The sequence below is a fragment of the Paenibacillus sp. Marseille-Q9583 genome (assembly GCF_976954365.1).
On the sequence record NZ_CDRJTB010000027.1, the window covers coordinates 24,087 to 47,734 of the forward strand.

Genomic DNA, 23,648 nt, shown 5'->3' on the forward strand with positions numbered 1-23,648 from the left:
TATTACCCCCGTACCAAAAAATCATCCGTCCAGGCGCTTAATCCGCCCATCATATTCACAACGTTATATCCTTTTTCGCTCAGCAGCTCACACGCCAGTCCACTACGACCACCACTTAGGCACATCACAATCGTCTCTCCATTAGGATCTAGTTCATCTATACGCATTAACAGCTGCCCAAGCGGAATATGCTTCGCACCGATCACATGTCCCTCCACCCATTCGGCGGGTTCGCGTACATCTAGTAGCGTAGGAGCCTCTCCATTCTTCAGACGTTCCGCCACTTGCTGAGGGGTAATTTCCTTTGAAATTTTAAAAGACATCGAGCATCTCTCCTTCTCTTTTATAAAAATAACTTTATTTTCATATCACTATATCATAATATTCCTATATAAGGATTTTGTAAAGCGAGGAGTTCATAACCATGGACAAAAATTTCAAAGCCTATAACCAAACCGCCGAGACCTTAAAGGCTATCGCTCATCCCGTTCGCTTGTGCATCATTAAAGGTCTGCTTGAAAAAGGCAGCTGCAACGTTAGCTTCATGCAGGACTGTCTCGACCTTCCACAATCTACGGTATCCCAGCATTTGCAGAAGCTTAGAGCTCTAGGCATTGTCGAAACGGAACGTAATGGACTGGAAATTAACTATTCTGTTAAAGACGAGAAAATCAAACATCTAATTCAGCTATTTTTAGGGGAGGAATAAATCATCATGAGTAAAAAAGTACTGATTGTCGGTGGAGTTGCAGGAGGCGCATCAGCGGCCGCCAGGCTTCGGAGATTAGATGAAGAGGCTCATATCGTTATGTTTGAGCGTGATCCGTACATTTCTTTTGCCAATTGTGGACTACCTTATTATATCGGAGGTTCCATTCAGGATCGCTCCAAGCTGCTGGTTCAGACACCAGAGGCGATGCATAAACGATTTAACATCGATGTTCGGATTCAAAGCGAAGTGGTGTCTATCGACCCTGTAAACAAGAAAGTACGAGTAGAAAGCAAGGAACGTGGTTCCTATGAAGAGAGTTACGATGCGCTTATTTTATCGCCAGGCGCTAAACCGATTCGTCCGAATCTACCTGGTATCGATAGTTCCAAAATTCACATGCTGCGCAACATTCCCGACACCGATAAAATCAAAACCAAAGTTGCAGCCGAAGGCACTCGTTCCGCCGTTGTGATCGGTGGTGGGTTTATCGGTGTTGAGATGGCGGAGAACCTCAGAGAAGCAGGTCTAGAAGTAAGCTTGATCGAGGCGGGTCCACAAATCTTAGCTCCGTTCGATACTGAAATGTCTTCTATTCTGGCAAAAGAGCTCGACGAGCATGGCGTTAATCTTATTTTTTCCGATATGGTCCAAGGGTTTGCAGAAGTTGGTGAACAAATAGAGGTTCAGTTGGCAAGTGGCACTGTGCTTCAAAGTGATATGGTTCTGCTGGCCATCGGCGTTTCGCCGGATACCTCTTTCTTGAAGGATAGTGGTTTAGAGTTCGGTCCACGCGGCCATATCTTGGTCAACGAGCGCATGGAAACAAATTTGGATCAGGTCTATGCAGTAGGTGACGCGGTCGAGGTGGTTGATTTCGTGAACGGAACTAAAACTGCTATTCCACTAGCTGGTCCTGCCAATAAGCAAGGACGGATTGCTGCGGACAACGTCAGTGGTCTAGGCACTACCTACAAAGGTTCCCAAGGGACTTCTATCATTAAAGTATTTGGTGTGACTGGTGCTTCTACCGGCAATAACGAAAAAACATTACAGCGTTTAGGCTTACCGTATCACGTGATTTATGTTCATCCAAGCTCTCATGCAACTTATTATCCGGGGGCAACTCCAATATCAATGAAGCTGATCTTTGATCCAAAAGGTACGGTGCTCGGCGCACAAGCTGTGGGTTACAGTGGAGTAGATAAACGTATCGACGATATCGCTACAGTGATTCGCTTTAGAGGTACGGTCACTGATTTAACGGAATTGGAGCTTACCTATGCCCCTCCTTACTCTTCCGCTAAAGATCCAGTGAATATGGCTGGCTTTGCTGCTGAAAATATTTTAAAAGGCATGACTACAGTATTCGTTCCTAAGGATTTAGAAGGTCGTGACAACAACAATACCATTTTAGTTGACGTACGTTCGGAAATCGAGCATGCCAACGGCCATATTGAAGGCTCCATTAACATCCCTGTGGATGATCTGCGTGGTCGTCTAAGTGAGCTTGACCCTAGTAAAGAAATTTGGGTGTATTGCCAAGTTGGACTTAGAGGCTACACAGCTTCCCGGATTTTGCAGCAAAAAGGTTTCCGTGTGAAGAATCTGACTGGAGGCTATAAGACCTATCAACTGAGTAAATATTCGCCTAAAAAAAAAGATAGCCTGACGCCAAACGCAGGTATTTCAGTGGCAGCCCGTAAAGAAATCGCAGCAGCGGGAACTGACACTAGCAATGGGACTGGCACTGCTTCAGCTACAGCAAATACCAATGCTACAGCTTTCTCGGCCAACTCCAGCGCCACTGTATCCGTCCCAGTCGAACAAGAACTGGATTTAACACCTGATTCCGTGCTTGATGCTTGCGGACTGTGCTGCCCTGGACCGCTGATTCAAGTCAAGATGAGCATGGACCCGCTCTTGGACGGACAAATTTTAAAGGTAACGGCTTCCGATCCGGGATTCTATGAAGATATTAAGGCATGGGCTCGCATGTCGAAGCACACGCTTTTGCAATTAACGAAGCTGCCTACGGGTATGATCGAAGCTTATCTGTGCAAAGGATTGAGTGAAGAATCCGCACTAGCAGGAGCACAACCCGTCCAAACTAGTAACGCAAGTACGATGGTTGTGTTCAGCGGGGATTTGGATAAAGCGATCGCTTCCTTCATCATTGCTAATGGAGCAGCCTCCAGCGGCAAAAAAGTAACGATGTTCTTTACCTTCTGGGGCTTAAACATTATCCGCAAGGATGAGAAAGTACCTGTGAACAAGAATATTATCGGTAAAATGTTCGGAGCGATGATGCCCCGCGGCAGTCGGAAGCTAACGCTTTCGAATATGAACATGATGGGCATGGGCTCCAAAATGATCCGCTCTGTAATGAAGAACAATAATGTCTCTTCATTGGAAGAATTGATTCAAATGGCTGTCGACCAAGGCGTCGAGATCGTTGCCTGCCAAATGTCTATGGATCTTATGGGCATCACCCGTGAAGAACTGATCGACGGCGTCAAAATCGGCGGCGTAGGGTATTACCTCGGTCAAGCGGATCAATCTAGTCATAATCTATTTATCTAAATGCCTTAACACAGCAAAGAGACTCCTCTATTTATATAGAAGAGTCTTTTTGCTGTGCTTAGGGCTAGCAGAGTAATGTTCAATGCTAACTCAGCAAGTTGATGCTTGCTTCTTCAAGCGATGGTATAAGAAATTTATGATCGATTGGCGATGACATCACGATTAGAATCGTATAGGTACCATATTTGTCACATTGATTTCCGAACTCCTCGAGGGCTCTTGTAGAGTCGGTTACTACTTTCAATAAGTAGTTGTGTTCCCCACTTATACGGTAACATTCGACGACATCAGGACTTGAGCGGCAGAAATCAAGGAATGCATTACAATCCCTAGAATGAAATAACATGTAGGCAGCAGCATGTTTTCCAATCTTTTCAGGGGAAATTATGGTGCGATACTCGCTGATGATGCCTTTCTCCTCCATACGCCTAACTCTTTCCGTAACTGCAGGTTGCGATAAACCGACACATTTCCCCAGCTCTGTCATAGAAATTCTTGCTTGATTTTGAAGATGAAAAAGAATTTGCTTATCAATATGGTCCATCGAAATCACTTCCTTTAAATTTAAGGTTCACTCTATAAACTAGCTTGTAATTAACCGTTATAAGGCTAATTTAACTTAGTTGCCTTATGTAATCAAGATAACTTGTTATATATAATAACCCTACAATAGTAAAGTGTTCATGACTTTAACTATTCCGAAGGGATGAAGACTGTTGAGTATATTGGATTCAAACAAAATAAATACCGAATGTTTATCAGGTCGCATCGATGAAGTAATTGATCGAACCCTTGCTGACAAGCGCCTGGTAGGTACTGTCATTAAAGTGGCGATAGATGGGGAACTGGTTTATAGCCGCGCTGCCGGTCTTGCCGATCGAGAGATGAGCAGACTTATGCAAGAAGACGCCTTATTCCGGCTCGCCTCAGTTAGCAAACCTATCGTTTCAACCGCAGCACTAGTATTAGTTGCGCAAGGTCGCCTACAACTGGAAGACCGCGTTGATCGTTGGCTTCCAGAGTTTCGGCCACGTTTACACAATGGCGAGTTCGCGACATTGACGATTCGTCATTTGATGACACACACCGCAGGACTTTCTTACCGATTTTTCCAAGAAGAGAATGGTTCCTATCAATCAGCAGGGGTATCAGATGGTATGGATCAGTCCGGCATCACATTGGAGGAGAACTTACGTCGTCTTGCCTCTGTTCCCCTTCTCTATACGCCAGGTACCGAGTGGAAATACTCCATCGCGACAGATGTGCTAGGAGCTGTAATTGCAAAGGTCACAGAAACACCACTCAATGAGGCTGTACATTCACTCGTGACAAAGCCGCTTGGCATGAGCGACACGGGTTTTATAGCAGTCGATCGAGAACGACTGACCACTTCCTATGCCAATGATACTCCAGAACCACGGCCTTTACATGATCCCGACAGTATTGCCTTTATAGAGGGAACGGCTGGATTCCTGCTTGCCCCTGGTCGTGCACTTGACGATACTGCCTATCATTCTGGAGGAGCCGGCATGGTCGGCAGTGCTGGGGATTTTTTGCAACTGCTGGAAACATTACGCAAGGGTGGAGCACCACTGCTACCGGAGTCTCTGGTTCACGATATGACAACCAATCAGATCGATGATCTGCCAATGGCCTTTTGGCCAGGACGAGGCTTTGGCCTAGGCATTACGGTACTAAAGGATCCTGTCGCCGCAGACACTTCGGAATCCCCGGGTACATGGCGTATGGGTGGCACCTATGGTCATTCGTGGTTCGTCGATCCGAAGCAACGGCTCAGTGTCGTGGCATTCACTAATACGGCACTAGAAGGCATGTCGGGTCAGTTTACTGTTGACCTTTGTGATGCCATTTATGATAGACGTAATAACTAAAGAACGAAACACAAGGAGCCTTGGTCCGGAATGAACCGGCCTAGGCTCTCTTCTAGTAGACCCTATTCGAGTGTGTATCATTGAATTTTCCACAATTATTAAAGAGAGGTGCTTCTCCAATGATCCAAAACACAACTTCTGCAACACAAAGTGCCTCCAGTACCCCCTCTTCTGAACATTTGCCATGGGCAGGATTACTCGCCCTTGCTATGACCGGGTTTATCTGTATTCTTACCGAAACGATTCCGGCCGGCTTGTTGCTCCAAATAGGTGAGGGGCTTGGAGTCTCCGAGGCCCTTGCGGGTCAACTTGTCACTTTGTATGCCCTTGGTTCGCTGTTGGCCGCGATTCCTTTAACCACTGTGACGCGCGGATGGCGGCGGCGACCACTGCTGCTAATGTGCATCCTTGGTTTTCTTGTATTCAACACCGTCACCACGCTTTCTTCCAATTATGTACTTACGCTGGCAGCTCGGTTCTTCGCAGGCGTATCCGCTGGAGTCTTATGGGGCATGATAGCAGGTTATGCCCGGCGCATGGTGCCGGAGTCACTCAAAGGACGAGCAATGGCGGTAGCGATGGTTGGCACGCCTCTCGCTCTGGCACTCGGTGTCCCTGCCGGAACACTTCTTGGCACCCTTGTGGGCTGGCGCTCCATCTTCGGGATCATGTCGCTGCTGGCTCTGATGCTGGTCGCCTGGGTACTTTGGAAGCTACCGGACTATCCAGGGGAGGCTCCTGATAAGCGGCTCCCTCTCTACAAGGTTTTTGTTATTCCAGGGGTACGGCCGGTACTGTTTGTCGTTCTGGCATGGGTGCTAGCACATAACATCCTGTATACCTACATTGCCCCCTATCTTACTCAGGCTGGGCTTACCCAGCGCGTTGACTTGGTACTGCTTATTTTCGGCATTACTGCGCTTATAGGCATCTGGGTCATCGGTATTTTGATCGACCGTAAACTACGTCCATTGGTTCTTAACAGCCTCGCTGCTTTCGCCTTGTCGTCCATTGCACTAGGCATTAGCAGCAGCCAACCCATAGTGATCTATCTAGTGGTTGCTGTATGGGGGTTGACGTTCGGAGGAGCAGCTACTTTACTACAAACAGCAGTTGCTGAAGCAGCTGGCGAAAGTGCAGATGTGGCCCAGTCGATGTTAGTGACGGCATGGAACCTAGCTATCGGCGGTGGCGGCGTGATGGGTGGGATTCTTATTGAAACAGTTGGTGTCCGCTCCTTCCCGTGGGTACTGTTTATTCTATTGATTCTTGCGCTACTAGTAGCCTGGCACGCTAAAGAATACGGATTTCCATCAAGGAAGCGTTGAGGCCCACCTATGAAATCATGCCACTATCATCAAGTTTACGGATAGCGGTATCCGAACAAGAAATTTAAAAAAATAAGCCAGTGGTGCATATTATATATGACTAATATGGACTACTGGCTTACTTATATTAGATTGTCAATAAATCAATCTTTGATATATTCTCGGATCAGACTTGGCCTTTTCTATCTCCTACTCTACAGCCAAAGCATTAAATTCTTGCAGATCCTTGGCTAAATCTGCTTCCGTATATTTCCCTTGGCCGAATCCAATCAGTGCCCGCAGCGGCATATATTTCATCATCGCCATGAACATTTCTGGATTATCGCCCATCGCATCGCCTAACCCAAAAACACTGCTGAATTTCTTTACTTTATCTGCCGTATGTGGATTATCTAGCAAATCACCAACGGTACTGTTACGATGATAACTTAACGCAAGCGGAACTGTCGATTCTACTTCAATCGAAGCAGTCAGACGAATATCTCGTGAAGATGAACCAACAGCAATATCAAAAACTCCACTTTCCACATGCCAATCACCAATGTTGACGTTGTAATAAGCAAAGGAGCGTTTATCCAGTTCAAAAGAAACCTCTTGCTCTTCACCAGACTGAAGCACTAGCTTCTGGAAGCCCTTAAGCTCCTTAAGTGGACGAATCACGCTGCTCTTCACATCGCTAACATAGAGCTGAACGATTTCTTTTCCTGCACGAGTACCCGTGTTTTTGACAGTAGCCGTAACCTGTACGTTCTCGGTATCTTTTATGCTGCTCTTAGAGATTCTCAAATTGCTGTATTGAAATTCTGTGTAGCTTAGGCCAAAGCCGAAAGGAAACAGCGGTTCAAGCTCTTTTTTATCATAATAACGATAGCCAACAAACAAACCTTCTTTATACTCTACTGTATCCCCTTCACCTGGGAAATTAAGAAAGGATGGATTATCGCTCAGCTTCATCGGGAAGGTCTCTGCCAGTTTGCCGCTTGGGCTAACCTCTCCAAACAGTAAATCTGCCACTGCACCGCCAAAAGCCTGACCGCCTAGATAACCTTCAAGAATACCCTTCGTTTTATAAATCCAAGGCATTTCTATGGGTGAACCATTGCTGAGTACGACAACGATATTGCTTTGCACCTCGGACACTGCATCGATCAGCGCTTTATGGCTCTCTGGAAGCGACAAATGACTGCGATCATAACCCTCTGATTCATAATTATCCGGAAGTCCAAGGAACAATACGGCTACATCCCCTTTTGCCGCTGTATCCCGTGCCTCTTGTAGCAAAGCTTCATTAATCCCGTCATGATTAAGTTCATATCCTTGCGCATATAGCAGTCCGGCAGAACCTGCAAGGGCCTTCATCTCTTCAAAAGCATCGTCCAATTTCGTCGGATTCACATGTGAGCTGCCCCCGCCCTGATAACGCGGATTTCTAGCAAACTCGCCAATGACCGCAATCGTTCCTTGCTTTGACAGCGGCAGAATGCCTTCCTCATTTCTAAGTAGAACCATGCTCTCCCGCGCCACTTCACGAGCCAGACGATGATGCTCATCAGCATTAAATGAAGCATTATCTTTGCGGTTCTCCACCGCCTTAAAAACAAATGTAAGTAACCGCTCCACTGCAAGATCTAACGTTTCTTCAGACAGCTCGCCACTTTGTACCGCTGCGACAATCTTGGCATCACCAATGCCTCCGGTTGACGGCATTTCCAGCTCCAGTCCTGCTTGTAGAGCCTTCACCCGTTCATTAACCGCTCCCCAGTCGGAAACGACGAATCCCTCGTAGCCCCATTCCTCTCTAAGAATCTTTGTCAGGAGAAATTCACTCTCAGAGGCATATTCACCATTTACCCGATTGTAAGAGCACATCACGCTCCATGGCTGACTCTGCTTAACTGCGCCTTCAAAGCTAGCCAGATAAATCTCCCGCAGCGTCCGCTCATCAATAACAGCATCAACAGACATTCTCCGGTGCTCCTGATTATTAGCGGCGAAATGCTTAAGCGAGGTGCCTACCCCTTCACTTTGCACACCTTTAATATGATTCCCACCCATCTCCGAAGAAAGATAAGGGTCTTCCGAAAAATATTCAAAGTTACGACCATTCAGTGGGGAGCGCTTAATATTTGTTCCCGGTCCGAGCAGAACAGCAACGTTCTCTGCTTGACACTCTTTCCCGAGTGCTTTACCTACACGCCCGATTAAATCCCGATCCCAGGAAGAAGCCATCCCTGCTGCTGAAGGAAAACAAGTCGCGGGTACACTGTTATGGAGTCCGAGGTGATCGGCGCTCTCTTTTTGCTTGCGTAAGCCATGGGGTCCGTCCGTTACCATTAAAGAGGGGATTCCGAGTCGTTCGACGCCCTTCGTATGCCAGAAATCAAGCCCCGAACAGAGTCCTGCTTTCTCCTCAAGGGTCATTTGTGATATGAGTTCATGAATGTTGGTTTTCATAAAATACCTCCTCTGAATGTATCTATTCCCATTTTAATCTACTTCACGCTGCATTTATGGCATTATTATTGTATTTTTGGTATTCTGGTTGGGCAAGGAGGCTGAAAAATATTGAATCATTTAGACGATCATGAAGGCGCTCAATATATTTGTAAAGTGTTGTATGAATCGCTGCAAATTCCTGTGTTTCTGCTAGACGCCAATCGGAGAATCGAGCTAGCGCTGCCTTCCTCTTCAGAGAGCGCCCCGTGGGTTCATAACATCAATGAGCTACTCTCAGAAATTGTAGATTCTACTAAAAGCGAGAACATTTCTAAACACGATAGCTCAACTTTCTCTATACCGATCATTTGCACCACTAATTTTCTAGAGAATTACATCTTTCTCTATCTGCCCTCAGACTGCAGTTACGGGAGAAGCATTGTGATCGGTCCTACACTGTATACTCAACTTTCAGAGGATAATATGGCAAGTCTGATGCGCGACCATGAGGTTCCACTCCGACTTCACGAGCAGTGGATGCAATACTACCGCAGCTTGACTGTACTGAATAGAATGAGACTCTACCATACCGCTATGCTGATGTACTCGCTCGTCACCGGAAAGACGTTATCTCTTAGCGAACTGCTACTCGACTCCCGAACTCTTGAACATAAACAGCCTCCCGCAGGCAGTTTGGACTTGGATGTTTCCTATCGACGTGAGAATACATGGCTGCACCACGAACCCATGCTGGAAAAAGCTCTATTTCACCATATCAAAAATGGAAATAAAGCAGAGCTACTTCGTGTCCAAGCAACCTTCCCTGAAGACAATTATGGAGTTCTCTCCAAGAAGAGCCATTTACGCAACAAAAAAAATCTGGCGATATCCTGTATTACGCTCGCTACTCGTGCAGCTATAGATGGAGGGCTGTATTGGGAGATTTCTTATACCCTCAGCGACTTTCATATCCAGCATATCGAAGAACTAAAGGATGTTCCCGCTGTAGATCATGCTATTCTTAATGCGCTTTGCGATTTCGCTGACCATGTCAAAGAGAGCCGGATGGCGAAACTTTCGCGCACCGTGGCTCTCTGTCAGAACTATATTTTTAATCACTTATATGAGGAACTCTCCTTAGATAAGCTGGCTGAAGTCGCTGGATTGAACAGAAGCTATCTCTCCCTATTATTTAAGAAGGAAACAGGATTCACGATCAGTGATTTTATTCAATTCGAGCGGATTGTAGAAGCCAAACGATTAATCGAATTACCGGGCATTAGCTTATCTGATATCGCTACGAGGCTACATTTCAATGACCAGAGCTATTTTACCAAAGTGTTTAAGAAATATACTGGCACCACCCCTAAACAATTCAGAAGAAACTGGGAAAGCACGCTTTAAGTATAGATGACACGACAAAAAAACTAAAAAGAGGATTAAAGATCAGTGATGGCTGCCAGAACAGTATTATTGAAGTAATCCACATACATATTTTTAAATGGCTTCTGGTGATCTAGCTCTACGGATAAATGCACCGTAACTGTCTGATAAATCGGATCAACGCAGAGGAAAGGACCTGCCGCGCCCCAGTGTGAATAGGCTTCTGGAGAGAACAAATCTCCACCATCACGCTTCGAGCCGTTAATCGCCCATCCGTACCCCCAATACGCTTCTGGAAAAACCTCGTCTCTATATTGAGAGGATACGCCTGGAATTTGGTTGCGGGTCATTTCTTTTACGGTTACCGGACTAAGAAATCGTACTCCGTTATATATCCCGCCGTTAAGAAACATCTGGCCAAAGACAGCCAAATTCATAGCCGTGGAGTAAGCGCCGCCCCCCGCAGATACGGAATTCAAATTATACTCGCTGTCCACCCATTCCGCGCACGCTGCTTCTGGTGCACGTCTAACTACTTGGTCCCGTACTTCTATCGGCACCCGAAAATATGTATTTTCCATGCCAAGCGGTTGAAAAATAGTTTCCTTTACGAATACATCATAAGCTTGTCCGCTAACGCGCCGGATGATTTCACCCAACAGCTCATAGCCATACCCGCAATAAGACATGACCGTACCAGGTTCGTTACTAAGCGGTGCATCATAACCGCCATACAAGTACTTATGCTGATCAGGATCTTGATTAGGTTCGTGTGGAGGGTAATCCCCTTGTTCCTGTTTCGCTTGTCCATTCTGCCAAATCACCTCACCTTCCAGGCCAGAGGTATGTGTCAGTAAGTGATGCACGCATACCTTAGTTTTGCCTTCACCTGTAAATTCGGGGATGTAATCGGAAACAGGTCTGTTTAGACCAATCTTTCCTTGTTCCATTAACATCATTATAGCGGTTGCCGTAAACAGTTTTGTTATGGAACACAGTGGATAAATAGCATCTACAGTTAATTCCGCTGCGCCCGGCTCCGGACCGAATTTCCCGTTCGCTTGATGGACCAGTAGCGTCCCCTTTCTCGCAGCAACAATAACTTGTGCCGGTGTGATGTTGTCTTCAACCATTTGTGCAGCTGCTATACGTATGCGCTCTACACCGTAAGCCGACACACCCGCCTGTTCTAAAGAATGAAATAATAGTTCTTTCATGGGTAGCCCTCCTAAATAAATTTATTCAATACATATATAAACTATTATACAAATATGTTAAGTAATCCTGCTTACTTACTATTTACCTGTAACTCCTTGATTAATGGGCTATTTTAATAAAAGAAAAACGCTAATCTCGGTTTTCTCCCGAAAATTAGCGTTTTATTTTTACGCATCCACTTCTTCACTAAGTGACCGCAACCTTAAAAGCATCGACATTTAATGCCGTCCCATTGATGGTTAATGTGGCGTTGTAATAACCGCGATCACCACTCGGCTTACATTTATAATCACCCGAACATCCGCACACAAAGAATTTTGTATTTGTATAACCTGGATATATATTAGTAAGCTTTCGATAAAACAAATGTCCATGATGTGTGAAAATAGCTAACACTTTATCCCTCACTTTCGTAGGAATAGCTGCAAAAAACTTAGCAGTCTCCGCCGCGCTTAATACATGGCTAGGATCGACTGTGATCCCGCTCACTTTTAAAGGCCAATGAAAATCAATAATATAAAAATGCTGATCATCTAAATTTTTCAATATATTTATACTTCCCGGAGTGAACAGACCCAGAGCACAATTAAGCCATACGTACTTCACCTTACCCTGTGTCCCAGGGAAATTCATTTGCCCTTCTACCGCACCTAAATATTGCTTGAATAAGGACTGGGTACTTGCCTCCCAATTTCCTATCGATGCTTTATAGGGGATACTTCCGAGCGTACTAGTTACTGTATCCTTGAAGTCCTTGTAATAGGCATTTGCATTATTTCCATGATTCGCTCCCGCTTGCGTGTTATCTCCTCCAAAAATAACAAACCTCTTATTCCCGCTCCCTACAGCCTTTGGCAAAAGATTTCTAAAAATGCTTGCGCTATTCCCATATCCCACATGGCTATCCCCAATAACCGCGAAGTTGATAGTCTGGGCTGTTGCTTTAGAATTCAGATTACGTTTGGGCTTAGGACTGGCGAGAAGCCTTCGCTTCTTAGTGGAGGTTATCTGCTTTTTCATCTTAATCACCTCTTTAAAATGAATAAAGAATACCTGGTAGTATATATATTCGATCCAATATGCTTTCTCTTGGACAGACGTATCCTTTAAAAAGAATATATAGGGCAGATAATTAACAGGCTTATCTAAAAAGGTAAGATGTTATAATTAGTTCCACAGACGTCAATAATACCGTTCAATCCATAGCATTATAGTTTGAAAATATTCAAGTAACGGAGGCCTTATTTTGAATAACGTTATCCCGGAATGGGCCGAATCTCATTTTCCTTTATATAACGCTGGCAGCATTCAATCGATGTATGGGACCTCAAATCTACCAAGAGTTCAGATTCATGAGAATCTAACCGCATTATTGGCAGTGGCCGCTGGTAAAGGGAGCCTTGAGGTCAATAATCTGACTTATGAGCTTACGGAAGGAAGCGTAATCCTTCTCCCCGCTAATACTCATGCCTCTTTAATTACAAATCTCCAGCAGCCGCTTCATGCCTATAAGCTCACCATCTGGATTCAAGAGCAGACTCAGGCTATACCTGGCGGTGCGATGATACGGAAAAGCGAAATGGCTTCGAGTTTAAATATGCTGTTGTTTCCTTATGAGCCTACCATTGTATCCAGTGTCAGGGAATTGTATCTTCACCGACTGCCAGATCGAGAAACACGCCATGTACAGAATCAAATGCTCTTTCATCAGATTATTCTACAATTGCTCGAACAGCAGGAAGCCAGATATACAGTTAACGAGCAACCATCGATGGAACGGAGTATTTCTTACCTGGAAAATCACTTTAGCGAAAAAATAACACGTGAGCACTTAGCCGCCATTGCGGGTGTAAGCATCTCGCATTATTCAACGCTGTTTAAGCAGGTGACAGGCTTCAGCCAGAGCGAATATCTGTCGCGGCTACGGGTTCATAGTGCCAAGGAGCTTTTGCTTAACGGTTCAGGCACGCTTAGGGAAATTGCGCTAAAGGTAGGCTATAAGGATGAATTTTATCTCAGTCGTCGTTTTAAGCTGCAGACAGGTGCATCTCCGTCTGGTTACAGCCGAAGCTCTTTCCAGCGAGTTGCCGTAATGCTTACCCCTTATGCAAGCCATTTGCTGTTACTTGGCTTAGAACCTGCGGTAACCATCTCTGAAAGTAGTGAATATTTGAATCTTTCGGATCAGGAGCCACCGCAGTCGATGAAGTTTATCAATACAAACAGCTCGGCTGAACAGATCAGATCGCTATTACTTGATGCCAACGTTGAACTGATTATTGCGGCCAAAGAACATCTGGAGGAATACGGATTGAAGGCCGGGCAGCTGCGAGCGGTAGCACCTATTATGGAGATCTCTTGGAACGAAATCGGCTGGAAAGATCAGTTACGCCTAATCGGCCGAGCCATTCAGCGGAGTGAACGGGCGGAGCAGTGGCTGAAGGATTTTGAACTAGAAGAGCTAGAAGCCCGTGAAATAGTACAGCAGAGCACAGCCGCTAACGATATCATCACCATTCTGGTAATCAAGCCTGAGGAGCTACTCGTTTACGGAGCAAGGAATGTAGGTTATGTGATGTACCAATCCCTTGGACTTAGAGCACCGACCTTGATTGACAACGAGATAAAAAGATTGGGAGACCAGTTCCATTCGATTTCGATCGGGGTTTCAGATCTTGCAGATTATGCAGGAGACCGAATTTTAGTCATTGTATTTCCGGATGCCAAAGGCTCTACTGCGCATACTGAAGCGATCTTTCAATCCCCTTATTGGAACCAGCTTCCCGCAGTGCAGCAGAAGAAAGTCCATTTACTTGATCTGGATGATTGGGTGCCTTATAACCCGGCTTCGATTCGCTTACAACTAGGACGAGCGTTAGCTTTATTCGGAGGCAAATAATAGTCCAAGTCTTTTTTCCAACAAAAAGGCATGGTTAGGCACATAAGTGATCCCTATAATGATTACAAATGCGAATGATTCTCATAATCACTCTAAGGCATAGGCTGAAGATTGATTTACACTGTTTGAATTGTTCAAAGTAACACTGTCATACAAAAAAGGGGAGAATTATTTAATGAGAAAGATATTTATTCCGTTTGTACTTATTATGGGGATTGCACTTAGTGCTTGTGGGGGAAATCAGGCGAAGAATGATGCTAGTCCTACAAACAGCCCATCTTCTACTCCTGCTGCGGAGTCAGAAAGTGCGACTTTTACTTATCAATCCGAAGATGGACCTGTTGAGGTTCCAACACATCCTCAGCGTGTTGTTGTACTCACCCGTTTTTTAACAGGTAATGTCATGGCACTGGGTGTACCTGTTGTGGGCGTAGATGAAATGTCCAAAACTAACCCACGCTTTGAAGAGCAACTAAAAGACGTAGAAGCGGTTAGCGATGAAAGTCTGGAGAAAATCATTGAACTGCAGCCGGATCTGATCATCGGGCTCTCCGATATTAAGAATATCGATAAATTCAAGCAAATCGCACCAACCGTTACTTATACTTATAATAAAGTGGATTACTTAACCCAACAGCTGGAAGTCGGCAAATTGGTGAACAAAGAAAAAGAAGCTCAAGCTTGGGTCGATGATTTTAGTGCCCGCACCAAAAAAGCGGGTGAAGAAATCAGAGCGAAGATCGGTGATAATGCAACTGTCTCTGTTATTGAGACCTTTAATAAGCAATTGTATGTATATGGGTATAACTTTGGCCGCGGAACTGAACTCCTCTATGGGGACTTCAAGCTTGGCATGCCAGAAACAGTAAAAGAAAGCACCAAAATGGATGGATTCTTTGCTGTCTCGACAGAAGTGCTGAAGGATTATCTGGGCGATTACGTTATTTTCAGTAAAAATGCGGATGAAGATAATTCCTTCCAGAATACAGAAATCTACAAGAGCATCCCTGCCGTCAAAAACAATCGTGTTTTCGAGGCTGATGCAAAAGCATTCTATTTTAACGATCCGCTTAGCCTTGAGTACCAGTTGGAATTCTTTGAACAACAATTTCTTGGAAAATAAAGATAATGACTACGAAGCAAACTTCCATTCCATTTTTATATAAGCTGCTTGGTAGCGTGCTGGTAATGGTTATATGCCTCGTGATTGCTATGCTATTCGGGGCTAAAGAAACCACTTTCAATGATCTGTGGCTTGCCATCACCTCAAATTCAAAGGCAGACAATGTTCTTATTCTGCGTGAGATCCGCCTGCCTCGCGAACTCGCCGCCATGCTGATCGGTGCTGCCTTCGCCGTATCCGGTGCTATCATGCAGGGGGTTACACGCAATCCATTAGCCGACCCAGGCCTGCTCGGTCTGACCTCGGGCGCGAATATGGCGCTGGCTCTTACGTTTGTATTTCTGCCGGGACTGAATTATTTTGGTACCATGATTGCTTGTTTCTTTGGCGCTGCCCTAGGAGCCGTGCTAGTGCTTGTTCTCGGTTCTGTGCGCCAAGGTGGCTTCTCTCCGATTCGAATCGTACTCGCCGGTGCAGCGGTATCTGCCTTTCTGTATGCTATCTCAAGTGGCATAAACATTGCCTTCAAAATATCCAAGGATGTATCGATGTGGACAGCGGGTGGATTGATCGGTACAACCTGGGGTCAGCTTCAGGCTATCGCACCCGTTATTCTCATCGGCATTGTGGTGGCATTAATATTTTCAAACCAGTTAACCATTCTCAGCTTAAGTGACGAGGTAGCCATCGGATTAGGACAAAATCTCGCTATGGTTAAAGGGATACTATTCACTCTTATTATTCTGCTGACTGGAGCATCGGTCGCTCTAATTGGGGATATGGCTTTTGTAGGGCTGATGATTCCGCATATTGTCCGTAAAATTGTCGGTACCGATTACCGGTATATTTTGCCGATATCGATCTTTACGGGTGCATCGTTCATGCTTCTCGCGGATACAATTGGACGGACAATCCATGCACCTTATGAGACGCCAGTGGTCGCCGTCGTAGCTATGCTTGGGCTACCTTTCTTCTTGTTTGTTGTTCGGAAAGGAGGTAAAACACTCTCATGATTTCCTCTGCACCCGTGCGAAAGCAACGTATTATCCTATGTGTATGCACCGGATTGATTCTGCTAACAGCAATCGTCAGCATGGGAATCGGATACTCCTCCCTATCTTTTGACAGACTGCTTCCGGTTCTGTTCGGGCATGGAACCTTTAAAGAGGACTTTGTATTATTCTCTGTAAGATTGCCGAGGATTCTGATTACACTGCTGGCAGGCATGGCCTTGGCGTTATCCGGTTCCATTCTGCAAAGCGTTACACGAAACGATCTAGCCGACCCCGGTATTATTGGTATCAACTCTGGCGCGGGTGTGGCTGTCGCTGTTTTCTTTCTTTTTTTCCCGGTTAGCGCTGGATCATTCATTTATGCGCTGCCGCTGGTTGCTTTTATAGGGGCTTTACTTACGGCAGCGTTAATCTATCTATTTTCATATAGTCGTACTAAGGGGCTTGATCCTGTTCGGTTGGTGCTCGTTGGGGTAGGGTTCTCCCTAGCGTTGTCTGGCGTTATGATCGTGATCATTTCGTCCGCGGATCGTGCCAAGGTAGATTTTATTGCAAAATGGATCGCAGGGAATATATGGGGTACAGATTGGCCATTCATTTGGGCTTTACTGCCTTGGTTGATCTTACTAGTTCCCTTTACCCTGTACAAAGCACAGCGACTCAACCTGCTCAGCCTAAGTGAAGTCTCTGCCATTGGTGTCGGGCTGAATCTCGAACGTGAACGTATCGTTCTAATTCTCACGGCAGTTGCAGCTTCCGCCTCCGCGGTTTCTGTCACAGGCGGGATCGCCTTCATCGGACTGATGGCTCCACATATTGCGAAATCGCTAGTCGGCCCGCGCAATCAGATGTTTATTCCCGTCGCTGTATTGCTGGGCGGCTGGCTACTTCTGATCGCGGACACCGTTGGCCGCAATCTCGTCGATCCTGACGGCATTCCGGCAGGGATCATGGTGTCGCTAATCGGCGTACCTTATTTCGCTTATTTATTGCTTAAGAAATAAGCAGTTGTTTAGACAAAAGAACCTCGGCACAATTACCGAGGTTCTTTCTACTGCCACTCCTATTTATATAGGCTGAATAAAAGATTATAACGAATAGCGAGAAGGATCGGAGGGGAATATTGGAACTGCAGGAGCGCTAGCGACCGTCTTTGTCCCCAGATTTCCACCGCGACGAGCGGTTCAATCAAGAAATCTGGGGACAACAACGGCCGGAAGTCCAATGATTCACCGCAGTGACTACTGAGATTTTTGTTCGCAACTTTAGTTCAGCCTATATATCACCTAAATCTTCATATCCTTACCCGTATAATCTACAAACATGAAATGACCTTCCGGTGTAGTTCGCTTCTCGATCAGGTCTAGGATCCCCTCGGCACTATGATTTGGATTTGTCGGTGCCTCTGCCCCGCCCATATCCGTATGCATCCAGCCGGGATGCACGCTGAGCACTTGAATCCCGCGTTCTTTTACATACACATGCAGCTGCTGTGAGAACATATTGAGCGCCGTTTTGGAAATGCCATAAGGATAGTCGTTCGGATAAGCATTCGTGATACTTCCTGCTTCCGACGATATATTGATGATCGAGCATTCAGGTTCCGTAAGTAGCGGCAAGAAATGCTTAACCACCCGCATTGGTCCATACAGATTAATATCCATCGTTGTGCGCATATCTTGGAAATCCAACGCTTCAATCGATGTATCACGTGCGCTGAGCACCGCCGCATTATTAATAATGGCACCGAGCGTCCGTCCTTGTTCTTGTAGACTCGCAGCAAGTGCCGCGATTCCCGCCTCGTCCGTCACGTCCAGCGCAGCGATGGTAAGCTTATCTCCATAAGTTTCAGCAAGCTGGGATAGCGCTGTTTGTTCCTGAGCGGGACGGCGAACCCCAGCAATAACTCCATGGCCACGCTTCAGCGCTTCAGCAGCCAGTTCATAACCTAGTCCACGACCAGCACCGGTAATGATAATATTCATAATTATTCCTCCCAGTTATCCTTATCGTTCTCTAGCAGCTCTACAATCACCTTTAACTCCTTGAAAGTGTCCATATAAGCATAACGCCCCCCGGTATACTCACCCTTTTGCTGGAGCGGGAAGCCTTTTCCTTCTAGCAGTATTATCTTTTCTTTCATTCCATCAACTATAAAAGCAATATGATGAGGTCCCTCACCATGTTCATTCAAGTAATCCCGCCACGTACTCGGCTCATGATCCGGTTCAATCAATTCCAGCTGCAAAGAGCCCATATCAAAAAAAGCTAGCTTAGCCCGCGCCTGCGTAGCCACGCCATTATGCCGTGTCTGTGCAACATCTTCTGTATCTGTAACGATAATTTCCGGCTTTTTGAGTCCAAAAAACTCCGCATATGCCGTACTTACCTTCTCAACATCATTCACCAATATTCCAATCTGGGTAACAAAATGATTGCCTAGCAATCCTGACATGCGCATCAACCCCCTATTAGTCTGACAAGTCCACCATACCGATTCTTTGAAAGGGCTGTCAAGCCTGTGTTGAAATCATTCTGAACAGCGATAATTTCAAGTATGTTTGTTTCGCTTAATCACCAATCCGGTTATAGAATGAAAAGTTTACATTAACCAAAAGGGGTGAGGAACGATGGACCATAGAAAAAGATCACGCCTGATGCAGCAGTTTGTTTTTGTCGGGCCGACTTCCTTGTTTTTCTTTATGATTGTGCTGATTCCTTTCTTTTTAGGACTCTATTATTCTTTTACCAGTTGGAACGGAATCTCACGTGATGTGGAGTGGACCGGACTCCGGAATTATCTACATATCTTCACAAAGGACCCTTCCTTTCTTCATTCATTCTGGTTCACGGCGAAGTTCACTTTCTTCGGTCTGGTACTGACCAATCTGCTCGGCTTCGCACTCGCTTATGTACTGACCCGCAAGCTGTTCACGCGCAATGTTCTGAGAACGGTCTTTTTTGTCCCTCATGTCATTGGTGGGCTATTGCTCGGGTTCATCTGGCTGTTTATTTTTGTCAGAGGATTCTCCTCGATTGGACAGGCTACGGGCTGGTCCTTCTTTAATCTTCCGTGGCTGGGCACCGGAGGGACGGCCTTCTGGGCGATTGTGATCGTATTTGTCTGGCAAAATGCAGGGTACCTAATGGTCATCTACATTTCTGCAATCAACAACGTTCCCAAAAGCCTGATTGAAGCCTCAAAAGTGGATGGTGCCGGACGCTTTCAGGCTTTACGCCATGTCACCATCCCGCTGGTTATGCCAGCAGTAACCGTTTGTCTGTTCCTTTCTATCTCTTGGTCGTTTAAGCTGTTCGATCTTAACCTGTCGCTGACCAAGGGTGGTCCCTTCAAAGCTACCGAATCTGTAGCGTTAAATATTTACAATGAGGCCTATACTATTAGCCGATTCGGGATGGGCTCCGCGAAAGCGATGATTTTCTTCATCATTGTGGCCGCAATCTCCCTGCTACAGGTTAGAGCAACCAAGAAAAGAGAGGTGGAGCTGTAATGGAGACTACCGCCAAGAAATTCAATGTGCCCCTGCTTCTGGTCGAAGTAATTGTGATCCTGCTGGGCCTTCTATTCCTAGTACCGTTTTACTTTCTGCTTGCTAACTCGGTTAAAAGCTATAGTGAGATTCTTTCGGATTCCGCTGCGCTGCCCTCCGTATTCCAGTGGAGCAACTACGCCGAAGCTTGGAAAGCTATCAATTTTCCTCGTGCCTTTATGAACTCTTTTATTATCACGGTGATTAGTAATATTCTGCTAGCGTTCCTCTGCTCTATGTGCGCTTACAAAATGGTCCGCAATAACAGCTTATATAACCGCATACTTTATATCGCTTTAGTGGCCGCTATGGTTATTCCGTTTCAGGCGATCATGATCCCGCTGGTGCAAGTTGTTAGCGGTCTGGGCGTCATGGATTCAACCGCAGGTTTGATTTTAGCGTATCTTGGATTTGGCGCCCCGATGACTGTGTTTCTATTCCATGGCTTCGTCAAATCGGTACCTCTTGATATTGAGGAGGCTTCGAGAGTAGACGGCAACAGTCCTTATGGTACCTTTTTCCGGATTGTGCTTCCGCTCATGCAGCCGATTATTGTCACTGTCATTATTCTGAATACCCTGTGGATCTGGAACGATTACCTGATGCCTTCGCTTATTCTGCAGGACCCGGTGCTTCGCACCATTCCCATCGCCACTTATAGCTTCTTCGGACAATATACGAAGCAATGGGATTTGGCACTTCCGGGACTTGTGCTCGGGATTACGCCCGTGGTCATCTTTTTCCTAGCGATGCAAAAATATATTATTGAAGGCATTGCCCAAGGCTCTGTAAAGGGCTAACGATACATGTTATTTTCAGCCAGAGAGGATGATGAATATGAGAACCAAACGTGGAATTCTCCTCGCATGCTCCCTGCTGCTGGCTGGTCTGACAGCCGGCTGCGGAGATAACAGCGACAATGCGAATGGAGTTAAAACTGTGCACATCTACCAGTTCAAGGTTGAAATATCTGAAGCGCTAGCTTCGCTTAAGACTGAATTTGAGAAGGAACACCCCGATATTAAGCTGGAGGTGCAAAGCGTGGGTGGCGGGACCGATTACGGCGCCTCCCTACGCGCCAAGTTCTCATCTGGAGATGAACCGGATATCTTCACCATCGGCGGCAACAATGAACGTGATATGTGGATGGAATATCTGGAGGATTTAAGCGGTGAAGCTTGGGCCAAGGATGTAAAGCCCCTAGCTGCAGAACAGATGACCGCAGATGGCAAGCTCTATGGCATGCCGATGAATCTCGAAGGATACGGCTTCATCTATAATAAGGACCTGTTTAAGAAAGCAGGCATCACCGAGAAACCCTTAACTCTAACCGCTCTGCGCGAAGCCTCCGAGAAGTTAAAGGCAGCAGGCATCACACCTTTTGCAAATGGATATCAGGAATGGTTCGTGCTCGGCAATCATAATGTGAACGTAGCTTTCGCCCAGCAGCCAGATCCCGAAGCATTTATCGCCGGACTTACGGACGGCACCAAAACTTTCGCTGGAGACCCGGTTTTCTCCAAATGGATCGACCTGCTGGACCTTACTGTAGAGTATGGCAACAAGAATCCACTCTCGACCGATTATAATACCCAAGTCACAATGGTAGCGAGCGGAGAAGCCGCGATGATGCAGCAGGGCAACTGGACGCAAGGACAGATCGACGGCATCGATCCTAATCTAAATCTGGGTATCCTACCGATGCCCATTGATGACACCCCCGAAGACAATGACAAGCTGTATGTAGGCGTGCCAAGCAATTGGGTGATCAATAAAAACTCCCCCGTTAAGGAGGAAGCCAAGGTCTTCCTGGATTGGCTGGTCACCTCCGAGACTGGGAAAAAGTATATCACTAAGGAATTCCAGTTCATCCCTGCGCTCGACAGCATTAAGGGCACCGAAGAAGATCTTGGAGCGCTGGGCGCCGAGGTGCTGACCTATACCGATAAGGATCAAGCGCTGACCTGGAACTGGACCCGTCTGCCGAACGGGATGCCGCAGGAATTATCCAGCAGCATCCAAGGGTATCTCGGTGGCAAGCTGACCAAAGAAGGCATGCTGAAGGAATTCCAAGTCAACTGGGATAATCTCAGTGTGCAGTGAGTTACCCGCTCTGTACATCAAAAGCCACGCAATAATGCGCGGCTTTTTCTTTTGATCGTATTCATTTGATTAGTTGGCACGCAGCATACTAATCTGTCTGGCAAGATACACCGGCGTGTAGGGCATGTCATCTCGAAGCCAAGAAATAACTGTGCCAATTAAGGCTGCTGAACCGTACCAAACGGCAATGTGTTGCGCTGTGTTATTCATCTTACTCTCTCGGCTGGCGCCGTGGGGACTTCCCTACTTGTCACTGTAATGACAAGCCGTACTACAACACATATGAAGGAGATGCTGGCTTCGGGCAGCACATAGAACGGAACACAAGAACATATGATTATGGAAGCTTCCATTCAAGGGATCAATGATTCCTATCTATTATTGTTGGTATCGGCATTCTTGGGCTGCTGCTCTCTTTCTTCATTAAACATGTTGGGCAAGCGCCTGATCCGGAGCAAGAACCCGAAGTGAAGCTCAAAAAAATTATTGCTAAAGAAGCTTAATATAGAAGCAATTAGCACTATTTAAACCAACTTGCAAAAGAGATCAGCGATGTTAATCATTGCTGATCTCTTTTAAGTCTGACAACTACCTTGCTTACAAGCTCGGGCGGCTCACTACCCTGTATCCTAAATATAACCTCCACTCGTTTCATTCTCTATTGCATGGCCTAAATGATCTAAAAATTGCCCATTGCGCAATTTTGCCCTTTGGGCAATAATATAAAAATAGAAAATAGAGCACAGAATGTCCTCTGTACTTAAGAAAGGAGATCACATATAACTTGAACCCCAAACAGACGCTGCGTGACAAAAAAAAAGAAGCTACGGCCTATGCCTTAGCCAAATCCGCCTTCGAGCTTGCGCTTGAACTAGGAATGGACGGCTTCATCGTCGACGACGTTGTCCAGAAGGCCGGCTACTCCCGGCGGACTTTTGCCAACTACTTCTCATGTAAAGAGGAGGCGGTAGCCGCATATTTTATCAGCAACTCTTCAAGAGAGGGTCAAAGCAAGTTATTCGAGGACCTGCCACCAGATGCAACACCGCTGGATGCCCTATATAAATTGTTCAAGCTGCAGTTTACTTCCGAGTTCCTGTATCAATTGCGGCAGTTCGTATCGCTGGCTAATCAGTACCAGTCGCTAGAGCCTTATATCCTCAGCGTATTCCGCCGCCTGCAGATTGCCGCTCAGGAAGTGCTCGAACAGTTCACTCATGGACGCTATGCCGACGGATATACACATCTTCTTGCTGGTGCCGTTTACGGAGCGTTCGTGCCGATTCTGGATGGACGTCTAAACGTCATGCTACCAGGTGAAGCGCAGGATGAATACTCCGATGCCATATCGTTCGATCAATATCTGAATTCCATGTTTACATATTTACGCAACGGCTTCTAATTTAGAGA

The 23,648-nt window shown here is 46.0% G+C and carries 21 protein-coding genes; 13 read left to right on the forward strand and 8 right to left on the reverse strand.

Annotated elements, in window-relative coordinates:
• Positions 1 to 2: 2 nt before the first annotated feature.
• Positions 3 to 323, reverse strand: coding sequence for a rhodanese-like domain-containing protein (locus ACWNM1_RS14350; RefSeq protein WP_341125897.1), 321 nt, complete (start codon positions 321 to 323; stop codon positions 3 to 5).
• Between the two features lie 101 nt (positions 324 to 424).
• Between ACWNM1_RS14350 and ACWNM1_RS14355 the strand changes: the two genes are divergently transcribed.
• Together ACWNM1_RS14355 and ACWNM1_RS14360 are read left to right on the forward strand one after the other, a co-directional pair.
• Entirely contained in the window at positions 425 to 709 is a 285-nt protein-coding gene (locus ACWNM1_RS14355) for an ArsR/SmtB family transcription factor (RefSeq protein ID WP_042185935.1), read from the forward strand.
• Between the two features lie 6 nt (positions 710 to 715).
• Positions 716 to 3,292, forward strand: a complete 2,577-nt coding sequence (locus ACWNM1_RS14360; protein ID WP_449601441.1) for an FAD-dependent oxidoreductase — start codon at positions 716 to 718, stop codon at positions 3,290 to 3,292.
• 85 nt (positions 3,293 to 3,377) lie between these two features.
• Here the strand turns inward: ACWNM1_RS14360 and ACWNM1_RS14365 are convergent, their stop codons facing one another.
• The gene (locus tag ACWNM1_RS14365) at positions 3,378 to 3,836 is read right to left on the reverse strand and encodes an Lrp/AsnC family transcriptional regulator (protein WP_341125902.1); all 459 of its coding nucleotides are present in this window, start codon (positions 3,834 to 3,836) and stop codon (positions 3,378 to 3,380) included.
• Between the two features lie 172 nt (positions 3,837 to 4,008).
• Here ACWNM1_RS14365 and ACWNM1_RS14370 point away from each other — a divergent pair, with 172 nt between their 5' ends.
• On the forward strand, positions 4,009 to 5,184 hold the full coding sequence (locus tag ACWNM1_RS14370; protein ID WP_449601442.1) for a serine hydrolase domain-containing protein: 1,176 nt from the start codon (positions 4,009 to 4,011) through the stop codon (positions 5,182 to 5,184).
• A 119-nt stretch (positions 5,185 to 5,303) separates the two neighbouring features.
• Entirely contained in the window at positions 5,304 to 6,512 is a 1,209-nt protein-coding gene (locus ACWNM1_RS14375; RefSeq protein ID WP_449601443.1) for an MFS transporter, read from the forward strand.
• Between the two features lie 189 nt (positions 6,513 to 6,701).
• On the opposite strand, the gene ACWNM1_RS14380 is transcribed toward ACWNM1_RS14375, so the two are convergent.
• Positions 6,702 to 8,966 carry a beta-glucosidase gene (locus tag ACWNM1_RS14380; protein ID WP_449601445.1) on the reverse strand — a complete coding sequence of 755 codons (2,265 nt, stop codon included), beginning with the start codon at positions 8,964 to 8,966 and terminating at the stop codon, positions 6,702 to 6,704.
• A gap of 111 nt (positions 8,967 to 9,077) precedes the next feature.
• Here ACWNM1_RS14380 and ACWNM1_RS14385 point away from each other — a divergent pair, with 111 nt between their 5' ends.
• Entirely contained in the window at positions 9,078 to 10,352 is a 1,275-nt protein-coding gene (locus tag ACWNM1_RS14385) for a helix-turn-helix transcriptional regulator (RefSeq protein ID WP_449601446.1), read from the forward strand.
• A gap of 35 nt (positions 10,353 to 10,387) precedes the next feature.
• Here the strand turns inward: ACWNM1_RS14385 and ACWNM1_RS14390 are convergent, their stop codons facing one another.
• Complete coding sequence (locus ACWNM1_RS14390; RefSeq protein WP_449601447.1) at positions 10,388 to 11,548, reverse strand: serine hydrolase domain-containing protein; 1,161 nt, start codon at positions 11,546 to 11,548, stop codon at positions 10,388 to 10,390.
• Positions 11,549 to 11,735: 187 nt separating this feature from the next.
• Positions 11,736 to 12,569 (reverse strand): metallophosphoesterase family protein, encoded by an 834-nt coding sequence (locus ACWNM1_RS14395; RefSeq protein ID WP_449601448.1) that lies wholly within the window; start codon positions 12,567 to 12,569, stop codon positions 11,736 to 11,738.
• A 226-nt stretch (positions 12,570 to 12,795) separates the two neighbouring features.
• Here ACWNM1_RS14395 and ACWNM1_RS14400 point away from each other — a divergent pair, with 226 nt between their 5' ends.
• From ACWNM1_RS14400 to ACWNM1_RS14415, 4 genes are all read left to right on the forward strand, one after another.
• A complete protein-coding gene (locus ACWNM1_RS14400; RefSeq protein WP_449601450.1) occupies positions 12,796 to 14,448 on the forward strand; it encodes a helix-turn-helix domain-containing protein in 1,653 nt (550 codons plus the stop codon).
• 175 nt (positions 14,449 to 14,623) lie between these two features.
• Positions 14,624 to 15,571 carry an iron-hydroxamate ABC transporter substrate-binding protein gene (locus tag ACWNM1_RS14405; RefSeq protein ID WP_449601452.1) on the forward strand — a complete coding sequence of 316 codons (948 nt, stop codon included), beginning with the start codon at positions 14,624 to 14,626 and terminating at the stop codon, positions 15,569 to 15,571.
• 5 nt (positions 15,572 to 15,576) lie between these two features.
• A complete protein-coding gene (locus tag ACWNM1_RS14410; RefSeq protein WP_449601453.1) occupies positions 15,577 to 16,584 on the forward strand; it encodes a FecCD family ABC transporter permease in 1,008 nt (335 codons plus the stop codon).
• Complete coding sequence (locus ACWNM1_RS14415) at positions 16,581 to 17,588, forward strand: FecCD family ABC transporter permease (RefSeq protein ID WP_449601454.1); 1,008 nt, start codon at positions 16,581 to 16,583, stop codon at positions 17,586 to 17,588. Before ACWNM1_RS14410 ends, ACWNM1_RS14415 begins: the two co-directional genes overlap by 4 nt.
• A 282-nt stretch (positions 17,589 to 17,870) precedes the next feature.
• Here the strand turns inward: ACWNM1_RS14415 and ACWNM1_RS14420 are convergent, their stop codons facing one another.
• Together ACWNM1_RS14420 and ACWNM1_RS14425 are read right to left on the reverse strand one after the other, a co-directional pair.
• Positions 17,871 to 18,569: an SDR family oxidoreductase gene (locus ACWNM1_RS14420; RefSeq protein WP_449601455.1), complete on the reverse strand. Its 699-nt coding sequence runs from the start codon at positions 18,567 to 18,569 to the stop codon at positions 17,871 to 17,873.
• Positions 18,570 to 18,571: 2 nt separating this feature from the next.
• Positions 18,572 to 19,039: a VOC family protein gene (locus ACWNM1_RS14425; protein WP_449601456.1), complete on the reverse strand. Its 468-nt coding sequence runs from the start codon at positions 19,037 to 19,039 to the stop codon at positions 18,572 to 18,574.
• A gap of 175 nt (positions 19,040 to 19,214) precedes the next feature.
• On the opposite strand from ACWNM1_RS14425, the gene ACWNM1_RS14430 reads away from it, so the two are divergent.
• The 3 genes from ACWNM1_RS14430 to ACWNM1_RS14440 are packed head-to-tail and all read left to right on the forward strand — an operon-like array spanning position 19,215 to position 22,238.
• On the forward strand, positions 19,215 to 20,096 hold the full coding sequence (locus tag ACWNM1_RS14430; RefSeq protein WP_449601457.1) for a carbohydrate ABC transporter permease: 882 nt from the start codon (positions 19,215 to 19,217) through the stop codon (positions 20,094 to 20,096).
• Complete coding sequence (locus ACWNM1_RS14435; RefSeq protein WP_076298168.1) at positions 20,096 to 20,935, forward strand: carbohydrate ABC transporter permease; 840 nt, start codon at positions 20,096 to 20,098, stop codon at positions 20,933 to 20,935. The genes ACWNM1_RS14430 and ACWNM1_RS14435 overlap by 1 nt, the downstream gene beginning before the upstream one ends.
• 37 nt (positions 20,936 to 20,972) lie before the next feature.
• Complete coding sequence (locus tag ACWNM1_RS14440) at positions 20,973 to 22,238, forward strand: ABC transporter substrate-binding protein (protein ID WP_449601459.1); 1,266 nt, start codon at positions 20,973 to 20,975, stop codon at positions 22,236 to 22,238.
• A gap of 69 nt (positions 22,239 to 22,307) precedes the next feature.
• On the opposite strand, the gene ACWNM1_RS14445 is transcribed toward ACWNM1_RS14440, so the two are convergent.
• Entirely contained in the window at positions 22,308 to 22,448 is a 141-nt protein-coding gene (locus tag ACWNM1_RS14445; RefSeq protein WP_449601461.1) for a TetR-like C-terminal domain-containing protein, read from the reverse strand.
• 574 nt (positions 22,449 to 23,022) lie between these two features.
• On the opposite strand from ACWNM1_RS14445, the gene ACWNM1_RS14450 reads away from it, so the two are divergent.
• Positions 23,023 to 23,640, forward strand: a complete 618-nt coding sequence (locus ACWNM1_RS14450) for a TetR/AcrR family transcriptional regulator (RefSeq protein ID WP_449601462.1) — start codon at positions 23,023 to 23,025, stop codon at positions 23,638 to 23,640.
• Positions 23,641 to 23,648 lie beyond the last annotated feature (8 nt).